The 23,291-nt window shown below is 55.4% G+C and carries 19 protein-coding genes; 17 read left to right on the forward strand and 2 right to left on the reverse strand.

The window, feature by feature from the left end:
- The first annotated feature begins 5 nt into the window (after positions 1–5).
- The 16 genes from P2G88_RS03690 to P2G88_RS03765 all read left to right on the forward strand — a co-directional run bounded on the left by P2G88_RS03690 (position 6) and on the right by P2G88_RS03765 (position 20,115).
- Positions 6–1,571: a phage tail sheath subtilisin-like domain-containing protein gene (locus P2G88_RS03690; RefSeq protein ID WP_275794335.1), complete on the forward strand. Its 1,566-nt coding sequence runs from the start codon at positions 6–8 to the stop codon at positions 1,569–1,571.
- Between the two features lie 27 nt (positions 1,572–1,598).
- A complete protein-coding gene (locus tag P2G88_RS03695) occupies positions 1,599–2,108 on the forward strand; it encodes a phage tail protein (RefSeq protein WP_275794336.1) in 510 nt (169 codons plus the stop codon).
- A 9-nt stretch (positions 2,109–2,117) separates the two neighbouring features.
- The gene (locus tag P2G88_RS03700) at positions 2,118–2,939 is read left to right on the forward strand and encodes a hypothetical protein (protein ID WP_275794337.1); all 822 of its coding nucleotides are present in this window, start codon (positions 2,118–2,120) and stop codon (positions 2,937–2,939) included.
- Complete coding sequence (locus P2G88_RS03705; RefSeq protein WP_275794338.1) at positions 2,936–3,841, forward strand: hypothetical protein; 906 nt, start codon at positions 2,936–2,938, stop codon at positions 3,839–3,841. The genes P2G88_RS03700 and P2G88_RS03705 overlap by 4 nt, the downstream gene beginning before the upstream one ends.
- Positions 3,842–4,885 carry a DUF4255 domain-containing protein gene (locus P2G88_RS03710; RefSeq protein ID WP_275794340.1) on the forward strand — a complete coding sequence of 348 codons (1,044 nt, stop codon included), beginning with the start codon at positions 3,842–3,844 and terminating at the stop codon, positions 4,883–4,885.
- Between the two features lies 1 nt (position 4,886).
- Positions 4,887–6,230, forward strand: coding sequence for an ATP-binding protein (locus tag P2G88_RS03715; protein WP_275794341.1), 1,344 nt, complete (start codon positions 4,887–4,889; stop codon positions 6,228–6,230).
- Positions 6,227–6,496 (forward strand): hypothetical protein, encoded by a 270-nt coding sequence (locus tag P2G88_RS03720; protein ID WP_275794342.1) that lies wholly within the window; start codon positions 6,227–6,229, stop codon positions 6,494–6,496. Before P2G88_RS03715 ends, P2G88_RS03720 begins: the two co-directional genes overlap by 4 nt.
- Entirely contained in the window at positions 6,483–7,160 is a 678-nt protein-coding gene (locus tag P2G88_RS03725) for a hypothetical protein (protein WP_275794343.1), read from the forward strand. The genes P2G88_RS03720 and P2G88_RS03725 overlap by 14 nt, the downstream gene beginning before the upstream one ends.
- Before the next feature lie 10 nt (positions 7,161–7,170).
- Positions 7,171–7,461, forward strand: a complete 291-nt coding sequence (locus P2G88_RS03730; RefSeq protein WP_275794344.1) for a hypothetical protein — start codon at positions 7,171–7,173, stop codon at positions 7,459–7,461.
- Between the two features lie 3 nt (positions 7,462–7,464).
- Positions 7,465–8,598 carry a hypothetical protein gene (locus P2G88_RS03735; RefSeq protein ID WP_275794346.1) on the forward strand — a complete coding sequence of 378 codons (1,134 nt, stop codon included), beginning with the start codon at positions 7,465–7,467 and terminating at the stop codon, positions 8,596–8,598.
- Positions 8,598–9,416: a phage baseplate assembly protein V gene (locus P2G88_RS03740; protein WP_275794347.1), complete on the forward strand. Its 819-nt coding sequence runs from the start codon at positions 8,598–8,600 to the stop codon at positions 9,414–9,416. The genes P2G88_RS03735 and P2G88_RS03740 overlap by 1 nt, the downstream gene beginning before the upstream one ends.
- Positions 9,417–9,424: 8 nt before the next feature.
- On the forward strand, positions 9,425–9,811 hold the full coding sequence (locus tag P2G88_RS03745; protein ID WP_275794348.1) for a GPW/gp25 family protein: 387 nt from the start codon (positions 9,425–9,427) through the stop codon (positions 9,809–9,811).
- Positions 9,812–11,218 (forward strand): hypothetical protein, encoded by a 1,407-nt coding sequence (locus P2G88_RS03750; protein ID WP_275794349.1) that lies wholly within the window; start codon positions 9,812–9,814, stop codon positions 11,216–11,218. It begins immediately after the preceding gene.
- Positions 11,215–14,049, forward strand: a complete 2,835-nt coding sequence (locus P2G88_RS03755; protein WP_275794351.1) for a hypothetical protein — start codon at positions 11,215–11,217, stop codon at positions 14,047–14,049. The genes P2G88_RS03750 and P2G88_RS03755 overlap by 4 nt, the downstream gene beginning before the upstream one ends.
- An 8-nt stretch (positions 14,050–14,057) precedes the next feature.
- Positions 14,058–15,626: a hypothetical protein gene (locus tag P2G88_RS03760; RefSeq protein ID WP_275794353.1), complete on the forward strand. Its 1,569-nt coding sequence runs from the start codon at positions 14,058–14,060 to the stop codon at positions 15,624–15,626.
- Positions 15,627–15,687: 61 nt separating this feature from the next.
- Positions 15,688–20,115 (forward strand): DUF6519 domain-containing protein, encoded by a 4,428-nt coding sequence (locus P2G88_RS03765; protein ID WP_275794354.1) that lies wholly within the window; start codon positions 15,688–15,690, stop codon positions 20,113–20,115.
- A gap of 19 nt (positions 20,116–20,134) precedes the next feature.
- Here the strand turns inward: P2G88_RS03765 and P2G88_RS03770 are convergent, their stop codons facing one another.
- Complete coding sequence (locus tag P2G88_RS03770) at positions 20,135–21,214, reverse strand: sigma-54 dependent transcriptional regulator (RefSeq protein ID WP_275794356.1); 1,080 nt, start codon at positions 21,212–21,214, stop codon at positions 20,135–20,137.
- A gap of 335 nt (positions 21,215–21,549) precedes the next feature.
- Here P2G88_RS03770 and P2G88_RS03775 point away from each other — a divergent pair, with 335 nt between their 5' ends.
- The gene (locus P2G88_RS03775) at positions 21,550–22,287 is read left to right on the forward strand and encodes a MipA/OmpV family protein (RefSeq protein ID WP_275794358.1); all 738 of its coding nucleotides are present in this window, start codon (positions 21,550–21,552) and stop codon (positions 22,285–22,287) included.
- On the opposite strand, the gene P2G88_RS03780 is transcribed toward P2G88_RS03775, so the two are convergent.
- The gene (locus P2G88_RS03780) at positions 22,284–23,270 is read right to left on the reverse strand and encodes a DUF1835 domain-containing protein (protein WP_275794359.1); all 987 of its coding nucleotides are present in this window, start codon (positions 23,268–23,270) and stop codon (positions 22,284–22,286) included. The genes P2G88_RS03775 and P2G88_RS03780 overlap by 4 nt on opposite strands.
- Positions 23,271–23,291: the final 21 nt, after the last annotated feature.

Consider the following 23,291-nt stretch of genomic DNA (forward strand, 5'->3'; position numbering starts at 1 on the left):
GACATATGCCCAGCTATTTACACCCCGGCGTTTATATCGAAGAAATTCCCAGCGGCTCTAAACCCATAGAGGGAGTAGCCACATCCGTGGCCGCTTTCGTCGGTGCTGCCAATCGCGGACCGGTGGGGGCGCCAATATTGGTTGGCAAATTTGAGGACTATGTGCAGACCTTCGGCAATATTGCCAGTGAGCAAGATGCTATGGGCCTGGCGGTAATGGCGTTCTACCTAAATGGCGGCAAGGCTGCTTATATCTGTCGTCTGGCTGGGGCGGGACATGCCGCAGCCGAAGCCACCTTCGATGGCGATGATGGTGGCGGTGGCGCAGCTACAGATCTGCTGACGGTGACAGCCAGTAGTCCGGGGACCTGGGCCAATCAATATTTTATCCTGATCAGCAATGCCGATATTGCCGCCAGAACCTTTGACTTGTCTGTGGGGCTTCGCGACAGCGACGGCATCTTCGATGCGAAGGAGAGCTTTGTTGGACTGTCCATGGACAGCTCAGATGAAAACTTCGCGGAGCTTCAGATTAATGGTGTGTCCGGTTTGATCAATGTGTCGGTCAATGCGCCTGGCAACGAGGCGGTCACAGATACGCCTTCGGTGGACGGGGATGGCAATCCTAACGGCGAAGCCCTCACCGGGGATACCGCCGGCAATGATGGTGCCGCCCTTGGTGCCAACGATTACACCAGTTTCTATAACAACATTCTGCGTAAGGTGCGCGATGTCAGCATCATGGTGCTGCCTGGTCAGCAATGGGCGGCCGATGGTTCCGGCAATGCCGCTATCAGCGCTACCCGCGCGCATTGTGAAGCCACCAAAAGCCGGGTACTGATTATTGACCCGCCTGCCAATCTGGAATTGGCGCAGGCGGCGACCGTTACCACCATGGCGCTGCCCACCTCAACCTATACCGCGCTCTATTATCCCTGGGTGAGCATGGCTAATCCTTTGTATAACGTGGATCTCAATCCTACTGCGGCAAAAACGGTGTTAGTGCCGCCTTCTGCATTTGCCGCCGGCATGTGGACCAAAATTGATGGTAAGCGCGGCGTTTGGAAGGCCCCTGCCGGGGTCGAAGCTCAGTTAACTGCCGCTGCAGGCCTGGCCTTCGAAGTGGAAGATCTCGAGCAGGATCAGCTTAATCCTCTGGGTATCAATTGTTTTCGCAAGTTGCCTAGTTTCGGCTCAGTTATTTGGGGCGCAAGGACTCTGGCCACCAAAGCCGATCCCGAATGGCGCTATGTGCCGGTTAGGCGCACCGCGATTTTTATTGAGCAGAGCATCTACAACGGCATCCAGTGGGCGGTATTTGAGCCCAATGATCATCCCCTATGGGGCGCCCTGCGCGCCAATATCGGCGCCTTTATGAATGGTCTTTTTCGGGCGGGTGCCTTTCAGGGGGCGAAGGCCAGTGATGCCTTCTTCGTACGCTGTGGCTTGGGAGACACCATGACCCAGGGCGATATCGATCGTGGTCAGGTCATCGTCATCGTAGGTTTTGCGCCGCTTAAACCTGCTGAGTTTGTGATTGTGCGCATCCAGCAAAAAGTGGGTCAGCAATAGCAACCGACAACTATCAGGAGAGAGATTATGGCAGCCCCCTTATTTCCGGCTAACGCTCATCGTAGCGACCCCTATCGCACCTTTATGTTTCAAGTGGTGATTGACGGCCAGCCTGTGGCGGGCCTGAAAAAAATGAGCGTACTGAAGAAAAGCACCGAGGCGGTCAAATGGCGCTCTGCCGGCGATCCGGCCCATGAGCGGGTCATGCCCGGTGGTACCAGTTACGAGGCCGTTACCCTCGAGCAGGGCCTGACCCACGACCCGGTGTTTGAGAACTGGGCCAATCTGGTCAACAACATTCAGGGTAATGCGGCCATGTCTTTAGTCAATTACCGCAAAGACATTGTGCTGAATGTGCTCAACCTGCAAGGGACTATCGCCATGTCCTATAAGCTATATCGTGCCTGGGTGTCAGAGTACCAGGCCTTGCCTGACTTTGATGCAGCCACTATGAATACGGTGGGGATCCAGACCATTACCTTGCAGCATGAGGGCTGGGAGCGCGATACCGCCGTTTCAGAGCCTACTGAAAGTTAGGGACAGGCGATGGAGTTGCCCGGCGGCCTGATCACAGAAGGAAGACTGCGCAAAGATTTCAGTTTTGTGCCGCTAACCGGTGACTGGGAGCTTTTTGTCAGGGAGCTCGGACAGCGGGTCAGCGGCAGTCCTCAGTGGGTGACGGAACTGTTATTCCACAGCCTGTCCAGCATAGGTGGAGAAGAGGTAAATAAGGCGCGGGTCTGCGCCCTCAGCGTAGGCGACAGACAATACCTGCTGCGCCAACTGGCCAAGCTGTTAGACGATGGCCCCCACTGGCTCACTGCCACCTGTCGGTGTTGCGAGGAGCCTTTTGATTTGTCCTTTAGTCATTCCCAACTGCCGGTGAAAGAAGCCGGAGAGGGCTATCCGCAAAAAACAGTTAGCCTGGGCAAGCATCCTGTCAGCATCAGAGTGCCTACGGGAGAGGATCAGCATGCCATCAGTCACTTGAGCGCTGAACGGGCGCTGGATACTTTATTGTCCCGCCTTGTGGGCTGCGAGCCGTCATTAAGCATATCGGCTTTATCTGCTGAACAGCGTCAGCAAATTGAAACCGTCTGTGAAGAGATGGCGGCCGAGATCAGCAGTGAGATCATTACCCATTGTCCCCACTGTGAAGCCGAGAATCGCATCGATGTGAGCCCCAACCGCTTCCTGCAAAGAGCAGGGCAGACGCTGCTAACCGAAGTGCATAGCATCGCGTTGGCATATCACTGGGACGAGTCGACTATTCTCAAACTCCCCAGGGCCCGGCGGCAAACCTATCTGAATCTTATCGATCAAAGCCGCGGCATGCGCAGTCAGTCTGCCATGGGAGCGCCAGTATGAGTGGCTTTTTTCAGCGCATTATTAAAGACAGCCAGCAGTTAACCCCTTCCTCTTCAAGACAAGCGGGAGCAGCAGTCGCTTCTATGCAGGTACCGACAGATAGCACGGCGGCGATTGGGAATATGCCGGATTTGCCGATATCGGTGCCTGTCAAAAATGCACCAGCAGCGACTGAGAGAACCAATACATCGGTTGCCCAGAAGCCTCTGGTACATGAAGTCGTCTTGCCTTCCGAGGTCAACGTCATTGCTAACAAATTCCAGCAGGAACCAACACCCTCCAAAGAAGAACCTGCTGCCAGTGAGTTAGTGGGGACAATGCAAATACGTCAGAAGGACGTTGAGCAATCCGATCTACCCGCTGCACCGCCAAATCCAGGTAAAGATAAACCGCTAGTCCAAGTGACGGAGGAAGCCCAGGCTCCTCAGCCAATGCAGCGTCAAGATAATGTGCCCGCCATTAAGGCTTTAACATCACAAATAAATGGCAATCTGCCCCAAATGCATTTCCCTGCAGATTCCCAGCAGGCCTCAAATAAAACGGAAATCCCACACTTCCAGAGCAGGGCTGATAAGCAAAATAACGAGAATGGAGTAGCACAAAGCCAAGCGTCGCCGGCAATACCGCTGTCAGCAAGGGAAAAAGACACTGAAGCAAAAAAGGTGGAAGAATCTGCAAAGATAGCGAAGGCAGAGACCACTTCTGTGCCTATTACCCCTGCTCAGAGTCCACCGGTGACTGCATCCCCTGTATCACGACCAATGGTACAGACCTCTGCAGCCCAGCCCATACTAAGAATCGATACCGTCAATGTGATAGTGCAAAGTCCGGCCAAGCCCGCTGCAAGGCAAACGTCAGCATCAAAAGTTGATACCAGTCGCCATTGGTTAAGGAGTCTGTAGATGCCGTTGCCGGAGTCCTCCTTATCCACTATCTGCACCGCCGTTGGTGACTTTGTGCGTAGTGGCGTGAATGCGGCGGCCAATAATATCACCGTCAGTTTGGCAGCGCCTGCCGAGGTGGCCGCTGACAATGCGCAGCACCGCATCAACCTGTTTTTCTATCGCTTCGAACCCTCTGGCTTTCAATCCGCTTTAAGGCCTGATGAGCCCTGGCGTATTCGCCTGTATTGCCTGGTCACCGGCTTTGGTATTGATGAGGATAATATCAGCGCCGGTGAGAATGATCTTCGCCTGCTAGGAGAGGTGATGCGGCTGTTTCATGAACAACCCATCTTATCGGCTACCAATGTGGGTGGGCAGCAGGTGCGTTTACAGGTGCTGCTAAGTCCTATTAGTGAAGATCAGATCAATCAAATCTGGTCTATCCAACATGACACTGCATACCGGCCTTCGGTGATGTACGAGCTGGCATTAACCCCCATTATGCCTTCGGTACTTGGCACGGACCCACCCAAGGTTGGCGCTATCGGGCCACAGTCCTTTGCCAATAAGGCGGGGCGTTATGCATCCTTTGACGGCAGTGTGTCGGGGCCTGTAATAGCCGCTCAGCAGGTCAATATCGACAATCCCTTATGGGTGCCAAGGATCTGCTGGATAAACAACGATAGTTGTCAGCAAAGTCTCAGTTTTGATGTGGACGGCGCCGAATTCGCTGCCTTCATTCCGCAACTATGGATTGCCGGCGACCCCGGTGAAGTCATGGAGCTGGTGTGGGAAATCTGGGACGCCAGTCAGGGCTGGCGGGAGACTGGCGCGCCAATCAATGCCAATGCATTTTCGCAAGCGCTAACCCCCGATGCCATTCCAGCGGCTATCCCCAACCAATTTCCTTTTGTCTTACCCGGGCTACCGGTAGCCATTCCTGCTGGTGAAAGCGCCGCCCAAGGCATGCTGTACGCAAGGCGTAGTGTCAATCTGCCCAGGCAGTCTGTGCAGGTGCTGCGCAGTAATCCGCTTCTTATCAGTTTGTACAGGGTGGTGTGAGATGAGCGCAGCCATCGAACCCCTTATTCACAGAGGCCTTGCGGATGAATGGCAGCGAATCGAGGTGCTTTGTCGCTGCCTGCTGGCGAGTCGTGAAGGAAAGACGCCGGATGAGGCGCTTCTGACTCAACTTAAAGAACTGCATGCCAGGGTCATGGTGCTTCGGCAGTCTTTGCAAAACCCCTGGGCCAAGTTGACTCTTCAGCTTGATGATCTTGGTACCGATGCTCTGGTTTGCATCCTGGCCAGTGAGGCGCAACCGGCCATAGGCTGGCTGTATCAGCAGTTGCAAGGCAATGAAAGCGGCCCGCATATCAGTCTGGCGCTGATGCAACCTCTTCTGGCGCTGGATGAGTACGACGTGCATCGTCTGCGTCTGCTGCTTCCACAGCTTGCAAGTGCGCAACTGCTGCAAGTTGACAGTCAGAGTCTGTATGCCCCACTAAAGCCTGGACCTATGCTGCTGACCGAGCTTTTGGGCCTGCCCATGTCGGAGCAGGCGCTACCCGGTGCCTACCTGGTCAAAAAGCAGGTCAGCTGGAAGGAATTGGTTCTGCCAGAGGCTCGCGAGCGTGCTCTGCGCGAGTTTCTGCTTTGGCTGCGCTTTCGAAATCGGGTGGTGGAAGAGTGGGGCGGCCATGAGCTTGGTGGTCCTGTGGCCCTTTTCAGTGGCCCCTCTGGTACCGGAAAAACCTTTGCCGCGGCGGTGATTGCCAGTGAATTGGGCTGGCCGTTGTACCGCGTTGATCTGGCACGACTGGTGAGTAAATACATCGGTGAGACGGAAAAAAATATCGGCCGTCTGTTTGATGCTGCCCATGGTCGGGAAATGGTGTTGCAGTTTGATGAAGTGGACGCGCTGATGAGTAAGCGCGGCGACATCAAAGAAGCCCGGGACCGTTATGCCAATATGGAAGTCAGTTATTTGCTGGCCCGCATTGAGGACCATCGTGGCCCGTGTATCCTGACTACCAACCTTCGTCAGCAAATCGACAAAGCCTTCGCCCGGCGTTTTCAACTGGTGGTGGAGTTTCCCCGCCCTGATGCCAACGCCCGCGAACGTTTATGGCGCATCATGTTGCCTCCAAAAGCGCCGCTAGATCCGTTCCTGGATCTCACCTTTGTGGCCAAGGCCGTTAATCTGACCGGCGGCAACATCCGCAATGCCGCCTTACATGCAGCCTATCTCGCTGCCGAGTCGGATGAAGCGATCAACCTTGAGCATATCGCCACCGCCACCTACCGCGAACTTTGCAAAGACCAGGCGCAGCTTAAGCGGCAGGCCCTGGGACCATTAGCCGCCCATTTGCCCGATGCCGTGCTATTGCATGAGGAGGCACTATGAGTCAGTGGCATATTAACAAGCTGAATCTGCAGCTACCACCAGAGCTTGGACCAAGGGCCGATCGCATTGCCCGTCAATTGGGCACGCAACTGGCTGCGTTATCGTCCAGGCAGAGCCTGTCCGGCGGACATCTTAAGCACCTGGATATTCCGCCCATAAATCACAGCGCTGGCGAGCCGGATCATCTGCTGGTCAGGCGTATTGCCGAAGCCATCTTTACTCAGCTAGCACAATCAACAAAAGGGGGCGGCCATGGCGCTGATTAATCTTACCCGGGGGATATTGATTGAATACGGTTTGTCACTACCGCCGCTGGTGCTGCAGTTTGAGTTTAATCCACAGACCCTCTCGCGTACCCGCTCCATCAATATAGTGACCGGCAATGCGCCCGGCACCCGTGGCGGCTATGACTTTATGTTACCCAATGAAACCGCCAGGGTCGCACAGGGGGTCACCGTCGAGCCGGAAAAATTCAATATGAGCATCCTGATTGATGCCACCGACAGGATGAGCGATCCGGGCTCGCCCGGTCACACCACCGCTTCCTTATTCGGCATCGAACCGGAACTGGACACCCTGCGCTCCATGGTAGAGCCCAAATCCCAGGGGCCGGGTGGCATGCAGATGCTCTCCAGTCTGGGTTTGGGCGGCAGCAAGGCCTTTGAGCGTGACCAGCATCCTTCTGTTTTGCTGCTGGTTTGGGGGACCCATGTGCTGCCGGTGTTTTTAACCAGTGTGCAGGTGGAGGAAGTGGCTCATCTGCCGCATCTTGTGCCATATCGGGCCAATGTGACCTTAAGTTTTCAGGTGATTGAGGGCAATAACCCCTTCTACCAGGTAGAGCAGGTCAGGCAGATGGTAGGCGCAGCCCTGAATCTGGCTGGTACGGTGTCGGTGTCCTTTTCTGCCTCATTCAGCGCGTCTTTTTAAGGAGAATGAGATGCTGAGCAAAAAATCCCGTTACCAGAATACCCCGCTTTTCAGTCCATTGGAGGATGGCAGTAACGTCTTTCAGGGATTACGGGCGCGTACTATCGGGCCCAGCAACGCGGTGGTGGAGCATGAAGTGGAATCGAGCAACCGGCTGGATCAACTGGCTACTCATTACTACAACCAGGATCGGCTGTGGTGGCGCATTGCCGATGCTAATCCCCAGTTTGTTTATGCGCCGAATATGCTTGGTACCGAGATGCAAGGTAGCGCTATCTTGATCCCCAAGGCCAAGGAGTAGCTGATGGGGCTGCTGGATTTATTCACTGACAAGAGACTGCAACCGGCCGAGTGTGTGGTCAAGCTGGACGATCAGGAGATCAGCGATCTTTATCCTGCCTTGGTGGAAGTGGTGGTGGAGGCTGAGCGGGAAAGTGCCACCGTGGCCACCCTGATTCTGGAAACCCGGCGCTTGGAAGACGGCCTGTGGACAGTACAGGACGATAACAGGGTAAAACCCTGGGTGGCGGTCAAGATAGAGGCGGTATTTGGCGAGGAAAGTGAAGAGGTAATGCGCGGCTATATCCGCGAAGTGAAAGCCGATTATCCCGCCGAAAAAGGTACCGCCAGGGTCACGGTGACCTGCCAGGATCATTCGTTACTGCTCGACCGGGAGCATGTGGAAAAACGCTGGGGTGAGGATGCGCCTACCACTGACGGCGCCATTGCTCAGGAGATTGCCGGCGATCATAACCTGGGCATGATGGAAGGAGCAGGCGAGGGGCAGACGGTGCAGGATCTGCTACAAAACAGCACCGATATAAAATTCTTGCAAAAACGAGCCAAGGCTAATGGCTTCGAGATCCTGTTTCATGAAGGAAAGCTGCATTTCGGGCCAAGACGCCTGGATGTCGAGGCTCAGGCCACCATCAAAGTCTATGCCGGACCGGATACCAACTGCATCAGCTTCTCCATTCAGGATGATGGGCATATGCCGGACAAGGTGGCTTATCAGGTGGCGGCTGAAACCGGCAGTCAGAGTGAGCCGGTTGAGATCAGTCCTGACTTACCCCCCCTTGGCAATATACCGGCGGACAGCAGCAGTGCAGGCTTGAACAATTTTGTCTGGCGGCCGCAGCGCCAGGGCGTGGCCGATGATACCCAGATGCAGGCCATCGCCCAGCAAATGGCCAACGAGCAATCCATGAAAATCAAAGCCGAGGGCGAGCTCGACGGCAGCCTCTATGGCCATGTGCTGCGCATTGGTGAGCCGGTGCTGGTGGATGGGGTCGGCGACCGTTATGGCGGTACTTACTATGTGGATGCCGCCACCCACCGCTTTGATGTCAGTGGTTACAGGACTAGTTTCCGTTTGCAACGTAATGCTTATGGTGATGATGGTGGGCAAGGGACCAATCCACTGGCGGGAGTGCTGTGATGGACCCGCTTTTACAACGCCTCGCCGAGGAGCAGACCCGGCGCTATTACGGAAAATACCGGGGATTTGTGGTGGATAACCAGGATCCTGAAAGACGCGGACGCCTGAAGGTGGTTGTGCCCTCGGTGCTGGGCCAGCAGGACAGCGGTTGGGCTTTACCCTGTCTGCCCTTCGGCGGCCTGACTAATCAGGGATTGTTTATGATCCCCGAAATAGAGGCCCAGGTCTGGGTGGAGTTTGAGGAGGGTAATGTGGACCACCCCATTTGGGTTGGGGTGTTCTGGCAGCAGGAAAGTGATATCCCCGAAGAAGCCGCGCTGGATGAGCCCACCACCCGTATTATCCGAACGCCCTCAGGCCATGTACTGCAATTTGATGACGCCAGCGGGGAGGAACAGTTTCGCCTGGCTCATCCGGCCGGTACCGAGATGACCATCGACCCTCAGGGGACGGTAAAAACAGAAGATGCCGCCGGCAATACCCTGACCCTGGATGCCGAAAGTAACGAAATCGTGCTTGAAGATGCCAACGGTAATCGCCTGAAGATGGACAGAAGCGGTACCGAGATTAAGGACGCCAATGGCAATAAGGTGGTGATGAGCGCAAGCGGCATCGAAGTGGAGGGCACCAAAGTGGTGATCAAGGGGGCCATGGTGGATATCGGCGGACCTGGCGGCGAACCTCTTATTAAGGCGCAGACTTTCTTGTCCATGTTTAACAGCCATATGCATGTATGTACCATGCCGGGCTCCCCGACCGGGCCGCCTATTCCGCCACTGACACCGGTGGTACTGACCACCAAGACCAAGGCCTTGTAGGAGCAACCATGACCAGCAGGCTCAATAATACGGATTTTATGCGCTTTCCACTCACCATCACGGCAAAGGGCGCAACTGTTAGCGACAGAAGTGCCCATGTGCGTGAGCAGATTGAGCAGGTGCTGTTTACCAATCCCGGCGAACGTTGGTATCGCCCCGGGTTTGGTTTAGGTGTCAGGGCCCTGGTGTTTGAGCCCAACAGCCAGGGGTTGTGGGAGCTAAGTAAGAAACGCCTGTTGGCGTCCTTAAGTGAAGCGCTGGCTGGCGAAGTGGAGCCTGCCAGTCTGGATATCCAGGTGCAGGGCGAAGGTGACAAGTTGCTTATCGATATCGCCTATCGCCTGGCCACCATCAATCACACCGAACGGCTGCAATTTGCGGTGGGAGGCGATTAGATGGCTGAGCAACCCGTCCCCAAGCTGATCTTTGCCAAATCCTGCGCCGACTGCGGACATCGCAAGGTGAGCCTGCCGCCAGCCTTGCCAGCGGTTGGGGAAGACTTTGATTATCTGGTGCGTGATTACGACGGTTTTCGATTGTTTATGCTCGAAGAGCTGGCCGCACGCTTTCCCGAGCGCCGGCGCTGGACACCGGCTGATATGGAAGTGGTGCTGGTGGAAACCCTGTCAGTGGCCCTTGATCAGCTCTCGGATATGCTGGATCGGGTCCATGGTGAAGCCTTTTTGCAAAGTGCCAGGCGCCCGGAGTCGGTAAGACGACTGCTTTCCATGATTGGCTATGATGCGCCAAGCCAGGCGTCTGACGAGGCGGCTATTCCCAGCGCCCGCGCTGCCCTTGGCGAAGATAATGATGAAAAGCGCAGCCGCCTGTCAGCCTTTCATCCCTATTTACTGGCCTATGCCGCTGACTATGAGCAGGCGCTCGATGAATTGACGCCGGCACAGCTGACCGCCTTTCAGGCCTTTTTGCTCTCGCCAACTGGCGCGCCACTCAATGCTTTAGATGCGGTGCAGCAGTTTCTCGACAATGCGCCGAATTTTGCCAAGCGCGCGTGTGGTAATGCGTTGGAACGCTATTGGTATCGCTATCCGCAGGCGATGGAGCAGGCCCGGGAAGCTGGTCCCGCGGCTATTCATCAGCAAAAGCGCATGGTCAGCACAGCAGACTATGCCATGCAGCTGGAAAAGCATCCGCTGGTGCTGCGGGCCCATGCCTTCAGCCAATGGAGCGGTGCCTGGACCAGCCTTTGTGTGGTGGTGGTGCTGGTCAACAATGTGGCATTGGATACTCCCCTGGATACCGATGCAGTTGGCGGTGCCAAGCGTTTGCAGAAACTCACGCAAGAGGTGCATGATTTTCATCAAAGGTTGCAGTTACCGCCGCCACTTTGGGGCGCGCAAACCAGTGCCCGCTTATTGCTTCGCCCCTTTATCGAGGCCTATCGCATGGCCGCTCAGGAAGTGTTTTTACAGGATGCGGTGTGGGTGGGGATCAATATCTCTTTATCGGTGCGCATCGGCCCGCATTATTTTCAATCCGAGATAGAAGATGCCATCACCGAGGTTTTGGGTGCCGGGGTACAAGGCTTTTTTGCTCCAGGACGCCTGGCCTTTGGTGAAGATTTGCATGCCAGTGATGTGATTGAGGTGGTCACGGCGCTGGATGGGGTGGAGGCGGTTTGCCTTAACCGCTTTAAAAGGGTAGGCAAACGCTACGCCGATGCCGCCGATGGTGGCCACATCCGTCTTCAGGGTCTGGAAATTGCTGTTTGCGACAACAACAAGTCGATACCGGCGCGTGGCATTTTGCGCATCACCCTGCATGGAGGACAGCGCGGATGAGTACGCAAAAATCTGATCTCACCCGCTGGAATCGCGCCGGCCTGAAGCGTTTTCGCTATGTGGATGGCAACGCCGTCACTTATCTGGAAGTACTGCGTGAGGCTATGGCCAAGCAATTTACCGAAGGCGGAAAGCTGCTGTGGAATGAGCTTGAGGTCGATACGCCAGATCCCGAAAGCCTGTCAGAACGCCAGGCCCGTTTGTTAAAGCAGTACCAGGACAAGCGTCGGGATTATGGCTGGGAAATTTTACGTACTCATGCCCGCAGCCTGCATATTCTGGGCGAATATCTGGACGCCTACGCCAATGAAAGCTACCTCGGTACCGCCACCCAATGGGCCAATGTGCGTTCGCTGGTGGAAATGCTGGACTACCATCCGGCACCACCGGCGTCGGCACAAACCAGCCTGGCGCTGCTAGCCAAAACCGGCAAACGCGGGCAAGTCAAAGCCGGCTTTGCCTGTAAGGATAAACCGGAAGATGGCAGCGCGCCCTCGGTGTTTGAAACCCTCGAAGACCTGGATATCGATGATCGTCTTAACGTCATCAAAGCCAGGGACTGGGATAAGTCCCAGGTGATAGTGACGCTGGATGCTAATAACAGACTCTTGTTCCCTTTGACCGAGGCACAGGACATCTCAGTGGGCGAGATGGGTATCCTTAGGGTGAGCCAGGGGCAAAGCAGTGTTGCCATGGCGGTTAAAGTCACCGCGGTCACCGACACCAGCTTAAGCCTTGAAGGCAAAAACCGGCCGCCAGGCTTTCCGGGCAGCTTTAAGCGCCACCAGGTGAGCCTGCTGCTAACCCCAGAATTCAAGCAGGCACCGCTATTACGTGGTCAGAATGTGGTGGCGCTTGGGCAGGGCCATGGTCTTAATACCCATATGGTGGTGATGTGGACCCAAGGCAGCAGTTGGCAGGCTGCCAGAGTAGAGCAGGTGCAGGGCAATCGTATCAGGCTCTCTTCCACGCCACCGGCAACGGGCACACCGTTGTATCAGGCGGCTTTTAGTGAAGCGCAGGATCTGCAGGTGGATGGCGATGACGTACGCCGGGTGATCCTGCCCACCACCGATTATCGTGAAACCTGGGCGCTGTTTGGTCCGACCCTGAATAAAATAAACAGCTTCAGTATTCCTGCGGACAATCCTTATACCTACAAGGATGGCAATACCTATTCACTGGTTTATTACCTGCCCAAAGCCGATGCCGATACCTCGCCCGAGGTGGCTGCTATCGTGCAAAGCGCCAATGTGCAGGCGCTGGAAATCGACGGCAAAGCCAAGGATCTCAACACCAACGATTGGCTGTTGGTAGAAAGCGAGAAAGGCTATGAATGCGCCAGATTGTTGCAAAAAGAAGAAGGCGAGCAGAGCACCACCCTGACACTTGATGGCACCTTCTCAACGGTGTCACTGCTTCGCGGGGCGTTTTCACAAACTCTGCGCCCCCTTGAATATGATCAGAACCTTGATCCGGTATTTTTAACCCAAGCCGCTTATCGCAGTGACAGCCATTGTTATGTGCCCCTGACGCTTACCGAGTGGCCAGAGATCCTCTGCGCCGGGCGCAAGCTGATTGTGCAGGGGAAAAGCAGCGCCATCGAAGTGGTAGTGGAAGAAGCCGATGAGCTGAATCAGCGGCTTAAAATTGCCCCGCCTATCCCAGGCAGCGAACTGTCTGCAAGCGGCGATTCAGCTGATTTCACCCGCTATCACACCAAACTATTTGCCAATGTAGTCAGCGCCGGCCATGGCGAGCGTGAAGCACAAAAAGTGCTGGGCTCGGGCGATGCCACACAATCCGCGCAGCGTTTTCATATCAAAGCTGTGCCGGTCAGCTTTATCGCCGATCAGAACTTCAGCAATGGTGTGCGCTGCGATCTGGATGTTGAGGTGGAAGGCCGCCGCTGGCAGCAGGTACCCAGTCTCTCGGCATCCAGTGCCACCGATCATCATTTTCAGGTACGCATGCAGGAAGACGGCAGTTTGTGGGTGGAATTTGGCGATGGCGTCCATGGCCGCCGCTTACCCTCCGGCAACAATAACCTCAAGGCCAGCTATCGTGTGGGCGCCGGACTTAGCGCCAATCTGCCCGCCGGCAGTCTGGTCAAGGCAGTTAAACCCCATGCCTATATCGAAAGCTTGTTGCAGCCCCTTGCCGCAAGCGGTGGCAACGATATGGAAGGGGTCAGGAGTATGCGCGAGCAAGCGCCTGCCACGCTGCTATCGCTGGAGCGTGCGGTGTCCCTCTCAGATTTCACCCATCTGGCCATGGGCTATAGCGGTATCTGGCAAGCCAGGGCCATGGCCCTGCTACCCGGCAATCGCGGTACCCAGAAAATCCAGGTGGCGGTGATCCCGGCCGGTGGTGGGGAGCTTGGCAGCCTGGCCGCGAATCTTTCTGATTATCTTAGCGCCCACGCCCTGCCCGGAGTGCAGGTAGAGGTAGTGAGCTTTGACTCGCTGATTCTGGATCTGGTAATCGATGTCACGGTGGATACCCAGGCTTTCGCCATGGAGGTGGTCAGCCAGGATGTACAAGCTGCCCTTGAGCAGGCCTTTAGCCTTAAACAGGTGCGCCTTGGCAAACCCTTGTATCGCAGCGATCTGTTTAAGGTCATTGAGCAGGTCAAAGGCGTAATGCACAGCCAGGTACGCATCAATCCGGACGGCTTCTTTGATGCCTCAGGCGCAAGCACCAGCCCCAGACAAGTGGCCACGGGCAGCGATGGCGCCGTCAAACGGGTCTCGCCTTATGACTGGCAGGCTATTTATCTGGATCCTGCGCAGTCTGTGCTCCAGATCTCAACCCAAGCTAAGGACCAATAGGTAAGCATATGGCAAGTCAGGACTTTACCAGCCGTCTATACGAAATTATCCCCGGGGTTTACCGCAACCGCGACGACCCCGACTATGGCGGCAATGGCCATCTGCTGAAGTACTTAAAGGCCAACGCCGGGCTATTGGATGCCCTTCATCAGACAATGCTGCAGCGCCTGGCGGATAATTTCCCTGACCAGCCGCTGGATGGCGGCCTGGCCTGTCAGGATTGGTTATTACCCTATTTTGCCGAGCTTTTCGATGTGCGCCTGGTATCGCCCCTGGCCAAGGGCCGGCGCGCCGAAGTAGCCAACGCGGTGCGCTGGCGTCAGGGCAAGGGCACCCTGGCGGTACTTGAGGAAGTGGCCCAGGCGGTAGCGCAATGGGAGGTGGTATTGCAGGAAGGCTACAAACGGGTAGCCATCACCCCCAGGTTAAATGTGCCAAGACAGGATGCCCGGCTATTCGGCTTTAGCCAAATTGTGCCGGCTGCTCCCCCTTCCATCGCCGCCCGTCAGCCGGATTTGCCGGCCGCCATGGTGGATTTTCGTTGTCCCAGCGGTGCAATCGCCACTGACAGCAGCAATCCGGCCGCGCAGCAAAGCGATATCGACGGCGATACCCGTACCTGGCGTCAAGTCAGTATGCATGGCGCTCCATGTTATCCCGGCAGTTATGAAGATGTGTCGCAGTGCACCGTGGATTTTCGCTGTGCCGATTGGCGTGTGGGCCATGCTCATCCGGGCAATATCCTGTTTTATACCTTGCCGGGGGCCGGCTTTTTCCGCCCCAATTTGCCGATGGTGAATTGGTCCGATGCGCCAAGCGAAGCTTTTTTGTCGCTGATTGAGATCAAGCAGCAAGGCAAGCGCACGGTATTTCGCAATCGCAGCCTGGATAGTGAGCATTTTGTGCCGGTGGTGGTGCGCCGGGTCATCAAGCTCGCTCAGGTGCCGGACGGCGTTGGCCCGGCCGATGCCCATACCTGGCGCTTCGAAGGATTGATCCTGGAGAACCGTCTGGAGGCCGACTCGGGCCGGGTTGAACTATGGCGCTGCGCCGCGCGCAAGATAGAAGTGCACAGCCAGGATCAGGAGCAGCCGGTGATCCTGGCCAAAGACTGTTTGTTTAAGCAGCTTCAGGCCGCCACCGGTTTAAGCCGCCTGGAGTATTGCACGGTGCTGGACAGCACCCTGTCTGAGGTGGTGCAGGCCTCTGACTGCATTTTTGCCGGGCGTATCCGTAAAGATCATCCCACGCCCAAACCGCCGGATAAGGGCTGTGTGCGTTACAGCGCAGTGATTAAGGATCAACTCAAAGGCGGCATGACCTTTAGTCATGTGACCCGCGAAAAGCCGTTGTTTTTTGCCGATGATTTTGGCGATCGCGGCTGTGGCGTGTTGCACCCGGCCACCTCTGCGGCCATCAGGCATGGGGCGGAAGATGGTACCGAGATGGGTGCTTACCACCATGCTTACTTAAGCCTGCTTAATGAGGTGATGGTGGACAAATTGGCTGACTATTTACCCCTTGGCAAAAAGGCCGTGGTCATCCCCGATCCGCGCCTGTTGCAGATGCCTCAGTAGCCTAATAACAGGGGGCTGCCTGGGCAGCCCGACAACCAAGCTTGTGTAGGGAAGTGAGAAGATGAAAGCACAGATATCTCGAAGCAGTTTTGATGCCGGAAAACGTTATTCCGGTATCTATCAGCAAATGGGCAGGATGCTCACCGACGCCGACTGGAACGAACTCTCGGATCTGCACAAGCATCATCTGGCCGAAGTATTGACCGATGTTATCGGCAGCGGCACGCCGAGGGAGCGGGGGCTGGTCAGAACCCTGCACCTGCCCGATGGCACCAGGCACCATATGCTGCGCTGGGGCGTGGCCTATGTGGACGGCATTCTCGCCGCTGTAGCCCCCCATCCCGAGGCCATCCTGGCCGACCCGTCGGTGTTTGACTATGACAGTCAGGCGGATTTTCCCAATCCACCGCCGCTGCCTGTTACCGATCACCAGCTGTATCTGGATGTGTGGGAGCGCACGGTACTGGTGCTTGAGGATGGCGAGCTGCGTGATGCGGGGTTACATGGCGCCGATACCTGCACCCGCACCCAGACCATGGCCCAGGTCAAGTGGTGCCCCCTTGCTGCCGATCCACTGGATCCGGCGCAAAACCCCGGCATTGGCGAAGCGCAGCTGACCCTTGAGATACGACAGGGCAGTACCGAGCCTGATCCTTGCGATCCCTGCGCTGAAGAAATTGCTTTGCAGGATAAGCTCGGTAATTACCTGTTTCGGGTCGAAGTGCACCATGTGGAATATGATAACGGCGGCAAACCCGACAAGGTGGTGCTCAAATGGTCCAGGGAAAATGGCGCCGAGCAATACTCCATTGGTGAAGCGCCCCTGGGTTTTGAGTCATCCGCCTGGGTGTATGAGTTTTTCGATGGCTATGTGGATCCGCTGGCCGCCGTCCCGGAGCTGCTGGACAGTGAAAAGCATTTGGGCCGTCACTTGACCCCGGGCTTTACGCCAATACGCGGCGCGCTCACCGACGGTTATCCTGATTCTATCCCCAGCGGTTATAGCGCGGTGCGTCGTTGGGATGGCTATTGCACTTTACAAAAAGTGGGGGCTAACTGGCAGCTTATCGAAGGGGCGGATCGTGGCGTGGTTCTTTCCACCACCTCCGATGCCAATGCCCATGCCCATGTCAGCGAGGGGGCAACGGTCACCATCAATCACGATGTGATGACCCTGACTCTGGAGCTTGATGACCATCCGCTGCTGGCCGGGGATTTCTGGCAGGCGGTGGTGCGTGAAACGGTGAATGTGGCCGGCGATCGTCTGCTTGAGCAGGACCTTCCTGGTGGCATCAAACACCACTATCTGCTGCTTGGTAAAATCGAGGATGGCAGTTTTATCCCCGATGAATCCGGGCTGTGTAAAAGCCTGGGGTTTCCGCCTTTAACCGATATCCAGGCGGCCGATGTCTGCTATGACAACAGCCATTGCGACCATCTTGCCCATGCCGATACCGTGCAGGAAGCCATCGATGCCTTGTGCCAGGGCAGGGACCTTCGCTGGCACAACAAACATCTGCATGGCTGGGGCATTGTTTGTGGCCTGATTGCCCGCTGCGGCCCGGATACCCTGCTAGACGAGCAAGGGGAGGCCCAACGTCGCCAGGTGCGCATCACCCCGGGCTATGCCATCGATTGTGAAGGTGAGGATATTGTTCTTGATAACGAGCGCATTCTGGATGTGATGGCACGCATCGAAGCCATGCAGGAGCGCGGTATTCGCGTGTTGGAAGAGGGTAAGGGCACGGTCTGTTTGCGTCTGGACAGAGGTGAAGACGGTCAACCCAAGGTGCGGGTGGTGCCTTATACCGAGGCCAATGCCGATAGCTCCATGCTCGATGGCACCTTGCTGATGGATTTTGTCCAGCACTGCATTTTGGATCTGGTCCAGGCGGTGATGGCCGAGTTCCAGTTTTTAGATCAGGACGAACTGGATGAACTGGAAGGGGGCACCACCGGTTTGGTGTCCAAAGAGCGGATGAAGTTCACCAGCCTGCTGAACCTGGTTATTCAACTGATTAATCATGAAAACGGTGCTTATGTTTTTTTATCGCGCAAAGAGCATCTTATTTTGCGCGATTTTTATCTGGCCCTACGGGAGCTTTTACAAAGCAAAACCTTCTGCGCCATGTTCCAGGACCAGTCCTTTCCTGAATATCCCTTTAAAGACACCGGCATGGCCACGGTCTTTGGCAAAAACCTGCATACCCGCATTGTGCTGCACCCCTCGGGGGAGCGCGTGTATTCCTATGGCGGCACCGATAACAGCATCAATGTCTACGATCTGAAAGAACAGGCGCTGGTGCAGGTGGTGGAAATGCCCGCTGCCGAGGGCGCTGAGGTCACTGCCCTGAGCTTTTCCGCTGATGGCCGCCTGCTGTATGCCGCGGCCAGCGTACGCGGCGTGGATACGGTGTTCGGTATCGCCAGGGTGGGTAAAGAACATAAATGGGAGCAGATGACCATTTTATGCAATATGGAAATCCTGGAGATGCAGCTCTCCACGGAGGATCGTGGCCTGCTGTATGCCACGGTGCGTGGTCGCGGACTGTTTTTCCTGCGCCCGGACCTTTTAATGGATCAGGAAAAGCCGCAGCCTGAGCCGGTATATGCCTTTAATGCCAGCGGTCACCTGGCCATCGATGTGCAGACGCAGATCGCCTATTGCACCGCCATGGACGAGAATGCCGAACCGGATGTTTATGACCGCATTGTGGTGTGTCCGCTGCGGGTCGATCCGGAGCAATCCCCCGATGCCCTGGAGGTCTCCCTGGCCGATGATACCGGCAAGGCCCTGGTGGGTAGCGACGGCCTGGCCATTCGCAGTGGCGAGCGCGCCTTTTTATATGTAATGAGTGATGCGGTGGCGCAAAGCGCTGATAAGCGCTTGTTAACCTACAAACTGCCCCTGACTGCGCAAAGCCGCCCGCAGGCCATACTGGAGGTGGAAAATACCGGCGTGGCCCTTTGCTATCATCCGCAGGCAGAGCAGTTATTGCTGGCCATGGAAGACGGTTATCGCTTGCAAGCGGTGCAGCCTTCGGGAAACAAAACCAGCCATTTCCGTATCCCGGTGCAGATCCAACCCACCGATTTGTTGCTTGCGCCACAAAGTAATCAGGTGGTGGCCCTCAACTATGTCAGTAATACCTTAAGTCTGGTGCCGACCTCGGAACTGGCCGTCAACGAAGCCTTTTTAAAGCAGTTGGCGGATTACCGCATGGCGGTGCTGCAATCTTTCTATGGCCTGGTCGGCGGGCTTTTCCAGTATCTGAAGGACTGCTTTTGCGATCACTTGCTGGTCAAGTGTCCAAGCTGTGAGGATGGCGATGTTATTTACCTTGCCAGTGTCGAGATTCGCGATAACAAGGTCTACAACATCTGCAATTTCGACAAGCGTAAGTATGTGAAATCCTTCCCCACCATGGGGTACTGGCTATCCATCATTCCGGTATGGCCATTGTTAAAAGAAGCGGTGGGTAAGCTTTGTTGTGCGGTGCTGCCCAATTGGTTTGATAAACAGCGTGATAGGGTTATCCGCGAGTCTACCAGTGCGCCCACCGTCAAACCGGCCAGGGCCAATGCCCTGAAAGCCGGCTATACCCGAAAAGGTATCCAGACCTATCAGCGCACCGACACCAACGCACTTATTCGCAGCCAATTCCAGGGCGCGCGCTTTATGGGGCAATTGGCCACCGACAAGGCCGTATCGGTGGCCGACAGTGGCCGGCGTAAAGATCTTGGGGTGCGTAAACAAAGCCTGATGCAGGCCGAGGTGAACGATGCGGTCAGCACTTTGAATAAAAACCAGATTCAGGTACAGGGCATTAAAAAATACGATGCCCATGAAGCCGATCGCTACTTAAGCGCCTTTACCTCCACCCCGCAGCGTATTCCACCTGGTAGCAAGGTTACTCTCTATCAAAAAGACGGAAAGGTGGCTTTTTATGCGCTGGAAAAAGCAGAAGCGGGCAGGGTAGAGCTATCGGAGAGCGATCGTCAGAAGCTGGCGGAGATGGAAGCGCGTAAGCAAAAACTCAGCGATATGAGTGCGGTCAATGCCGAGCTTGCCAAGGCCGAAACCCGGCGTAAGGAGCTGGGCAAACTGGAAGCGGTGCGTAAGGATATCGATAGCCTTCGCGCCGAGAAACTGGCCATGGAAGAGGAGCTTGCGGCCATTCAAAGTCAGGTGAAAACGGTGCAATCGGCCAGAAAAGCCCTGGCCGAAGAGCTTACCCAGACCCATCAAAGCCTGGATAGCCTGCGTCAGATGCACAAAGATATTCAACTGGAAGTGACCAAAACCCGGCCGGTCAAAGAGCTGGCGGCGGTCACCCCGGCGTTGGATACCGCGCTTCGGGAAGCCAATATCCGCAGCATTGGCGAGCTGGCGGCGCTGACGCCCGGTAAGCTGAGCAGGCGCGAGGGCATTAGCAGCGCCCAGGCCAAAACCTTGGTCAGTCAGGCCAAGGCCAGATTAAAAGGATAATGGACAGGGTCAGATGAGGTTAATCTTGCCAATAGTCGCGCTTATCGATGCCGTGCTTATCCAGCAAACGGCCCAGCGAGCGGCGCTCTTTTTCCACCAGACGGGCGGCGGCAGAGATATTGCCCCTGGTTTTGAGCATTAACTGTTGCAGGTACTGACGTTCAAACTCTTCCAATACCTGCTCGCGAAGCTTCGAATAAGGGATTTGATAGGAATCCTGCCCCAGGCTCACCAAAGGAGAGTCATCAGCAGATCCTGCGTTCAATTGATTAAGATCGATACAATCCTCTTCACAAAGCAGGTATTCCGTGTGCAGCAGGTTATGCAGCTCACGTATGTTGCCCGGCCAGGCGTAGTGGCAAAGTTTGTGTTTGGCCTTGGCAGACAAGGTCTTTTGGCCTTGCTGATATTGATGTTCAAATTGACGCAGGAAATGCTCAGCAAGTAGCAATGCGTCGTCGCCGCGCTCACGAAGCGGTGGGATACGGATGCTGATCACCCGCAGGCGAAACAACAAGTCCTCACGAAACTGTCCGCTACTGGCAAGTGCTGTCAGATCGGTATTGGTCGCACTTAAGATATTGATATCCGATTGACGCTGTACCTGGGCACCCAGCGGACGGTACTTCTGATCCTGTAAATAGCGCAGTAATGCCACCTGACATTTAAACGGCAGGCTGTCGATTTCATCTAAGAACAAGGTGCCGCCGTCGGCCTGCTCTACCAATCCCGCCTGAGAATGCTTGGCATCAGTGTAGGCTCCCTGACGATGACCAAAGAGTTCATTTTCAAACATGGCCTCGGGGATAGCGCCGCAATTTACCGGAATAAAAGGCTTGTCCTGGCGAGGTCCGAGATAATGCAGGGCCCGGGCTGCCAACTCCTTACCCGAGCCGGTTTCTCCCTCAAGCAGAATCGGTGCCTGGCTGCGGCAAAACTTACGGACTCTCTGCAGACAATCCAAAAAGGCTGGCGAGCGGCCGATGATATTTAACTGATTCAGTGTTGCCATCAACTGTTTGGACAGGCAAACCTCTTGCCCCAAGGAAGAATGGCCAGGCTTACTGCTGCTGTTTTCTACTGCTGAGGCTTGAGACATTGTTGCATCCTTCCTTGCAGCCACGCCCTTCGCGAGCTTGGCAGCGTCATGTCGCCATGGCATCTCTTTTTGTGCAGCCCTGAGAGCCTGCACAATGCACCGCTGGATGATCCTTGATGGTGACCATTATTCGAGTTTTTCTCGGCAGCACCGTATTGGTGAGAATACGTAATAGGCAAAGCGCTGAGTGCCAATAATTTTATGCAAAGAACGGTGATTTGGAAAATACACCATAAGTAATTGATACAAGTGGATACATTTTCGTACTCATACAGATGTTCAATCGCAGTGTAGATTTGCACGCCTGAGTATAGGTATTTAATTGTGGGGTATTTATGCATTTAAATAATTCGTTGATGTTGGGCGTGCTGACCCTTCTGTCCCTCACCTGCTACGGCGCGCAATGGAGCGCAGGTGTTGGCGTTGTGGCCACCGGCTCGCTGTATCAAGGGGAGTCCAGTAACGTTTTTGTGGTTCCGTTAATTCAGTACCAGGGCGAACGGTTCAAATTTCAGGGAGTGGAAGCCAGCTATCGGCTGGTTGGTGATAAAAACTGGAGTATTGAGGCTACCCTGGGCCCCGGTTTTGATAACTTCGATCCTGACGAAGCAGATGCCGCGCAAATGAAAACCATAAGCAAAAGGGATTTCTCCATCCTAGCCGGGCTAAAAGTAAACTGGCACCTGGGGAGTGTTACAGCCGAACTTGCCGCGGGACAGGATATCAGTGGCCACTCCAAAGGGATGAAGCTGGATGGCAGTGTTAAACGACGCTATCAAGTGACCCCAAGTTTGTTTGTGATCCCCGCCATTGGCTTGGAGTATCTGGATGCTGAAAGCAGTGATTACTACTATGGTGTCGATGCTGGGGAAAGTCCGTTCTTCAGCCCTTATCAGGCCGGTTCGGCTTACAATCCCTATCTCGCTGTCACCTTGTTATATGGTTTATCACCCTCCTGGCAGATATTCTCTATGCTAAAAGTGGCGGATATGGATAGCAGTATCACCCACTCGCCTATCGTGGATGACGATATGGATTTTACTGGTGTGGCGGCGCTGACATATACCTTCTAAGGTGCACTAATCTGGCCCTGCTGCTGATCCCAACGAGGGCAGCGGGGCGCAGACAAGTCAAATGGGCCCACATACCATGAGATGTTATGGTCGGTCGTTGCTGCTGGGGGTTGGTCAACGGCACTGAGCAAACGCTGCGGCCATGGCGCCTGGCTTTTCTCTAGCTTGATTTGGCCACACGCAGCCATATTTTGCAGCAGCGCCCAAAACATCAGATCGCCTAAATGGGGCAGGGGCTCTTTTTCCAGCATAAGTGCCCTGAAAACCTTGCCGGCCTTGATTTCACCTTGTTCGGATAAAATCTGTCCTACCAATTGGCGGGTCAGGCCGGGTTGGCCGTCTGCCCAGGGCAGCTCCTGCAACTGGCGCTTAAGGGCCTGCCGCATAAAGGGCAAATGGGCCGACCCCTGTTGTAAAAAGGCATTTAAGGCCGGGATATGGCCACCGCTAAAGGCTTGCCAAAGGGCCTGGCCGTCTTCCAGTTGACTCGACGTTACCGGACGTCGCCCCTGTTGCCACAGCGCGGTGAGTGCCTCAGGGCCAAGCTGCCCGATCCCGTGAAAAGGCTCGATGCCGGGATAGTGGTCAATACAAATCAGCTGCAGGCGTTCGCCAAGGCATTCGCCAAGGCCAAGGTCAGAAAAACGGCACAGCAGATAAGTCAGGATCAATTGATCATAATTATCATGCTCAAACCACAGCACCACTTGCTCAGCATCGCCAAGCTGCTCCAGGGCCTGATATTGCTTAGTCAGCCCCGACAGGGTTTCTTCCTTGCCCAATCCATAGACAGAGGCGATAAAGTCTGCCCGTTTTGCAATAAATTCCACTTGGCCTAGGGCTTTCACCGGTCCCTGGCAAAAAGGATCGCTAAATTCCAGCAACTTACCTGTAATTCCGGCCTGGCGTAGCGCCACGAAAATATCGCTGCCGCAGCGGATATGCAGGGTATCGGGCGTATCGAGATGCATTAATAGTCTCATCCAAATGTCATTTCGCATCAG

Origin of the sequence: Aliiglaciecola sp. CAU 1673 (genome assembly GCF_029223185.1) — a bacterium.
In the GTDB taxonomy this organism is placed as follows: domain Bacteria; phylum Pseudomonadota; class Gammaproteobacteria; order Enterobacterales; family Alteromonadaceae; genus Bowmanella.

Bases quoted from the DNA above. Each gene is read 5' to 3' on its own strand.
- P2G88_RS03725 (WP_275794343.1), top strand. From the start codon at position 6,483: ATGGCGCTGATTAATCTTACCCGGGGGATATTGATTGAATACGGTTTG.
- P2G88_RS03780 (WP_275794359.1), bottom strand. From the start codon at position 23,270: ATGAGACTATTAATGCATCTCGATACGCCCGATACCCTGCATATCCGC.
- P2G88_RS03755 (WP_275794351.1), top strand. From the start codon at position 11,215: ATGAGTACGCAAAAATCTGATCTCACCCGCTGGAATCGCGCCGGCCTG.
- P2G88_RS03740 (WP_275794347.1), top strand. From the start codon at position 8,598: ATGGACCCGCTTTTACAACGCCTCGCCGAGGAGCAGACCCGGCGCTAT.
- P2G88_RS03690 (WP_275794335.1), top strand. From the start codon at position 6: ATGCCCAGCTATTTACACCCCGGCGTTTATATCGAAGAAATTCCCAGC.
- P2G88_RS03775 (WP_275794358.1), top strand. From the start codon at position 21,550: ATGCATTTAAATAATTCGTTGATGTTGGGCGTGCTGACCCTTCTGTCC.
- P2G88_RS03695 (WP_275794336.1), top strand. From the start codon at position 1,599: ATGGCAGCCCCCTTATTTCCGGCTAACGCTCATCGTAGCGACCCCTAT.
- P2G88_RS03715 (WP_275794341.1), top strand. From the start codon at position 4,887: ATGAGCGCAGCCATCGAACCCCTTATTCACAGAGGCCTTGCGGATGAA.
- P2G88_RS03770 (WP_275794356.1), bottom strand. From the start codon at position 21,214: ATGTCTCAAGCCTCAGCAGTAGAAAACAGCAGCAGTAAGCCTGGCCAT.
- P2G88_RS03705 (WP_275794338.1), top strand. From the start codon at position 2,936: ATGAGTGGCTTTTTTCAGCGCATTATTAAAGACAGCCAGCAGTTAACC.
- P2G88_RS03710 (WP_275794340.1), top strand. From the start codon at position 3,842: ATGCCGTTGCCGGAGTCCTCCTTATCCACTATCTGCACCGCCGTTGGT.
- P2G88_RS03735 (WP_275794346.1), top strand. From the start codon at position 7,465: ATGGGGCTGCTGGATTTATTCACTGACAAGAGACTGCAACCGGCCGAG.
- P2G88_RS03765 (WP_275794354.1), top strand. From the start codon at position 15,688: ATGAAAGCACAGATATCTCGAAGCAGTTTTGATGCCGGAAAACGTTAT.
- P2G88_RS03760 (WP_275794353.1), top strand. From the start codon at position 14,058: ATGGCAAGTCAGGACTTTACCAGCCGTCTATACGAAATTATCCCCGGG.
- P2G88_RS03745 (WP_275794348.1), top strand. From the start codon at position 9,425: ATGACCAGCAGGCTCAATAATACGGATTTTATGCGCTTTCCACTCACC.
- P2G88_RS03750 (WP_275794349.1), top strand. From the start codon at position 9,812: ATGGCTGAGCAACCCGTCCCCAAGCTGATCTTTGCCAAATCCTGCGCC.
- P2G88_RS03720 (WP_275794342.1), top strand. From the start codon at position 6,227: ATGAGTCAGTGGCATATTAACAAGCTGAATCTGCAGCTACCACCAGAG.
- P2G88_RS03700 (WP_275794337.1), top strand. From the start codon at position 2,118: ATGGAGTTGCCCGGCGGCCTGATCACAGAAGGAAGACTGCGCAAAGAT.
- P2G88_RS03730 (WP_275794344.1), top strand. From the start codon at position 7,171: ATGCTGAGCAAAAAATCCCGTTACCAGAATACCCCGCTTTTCAGTCCA.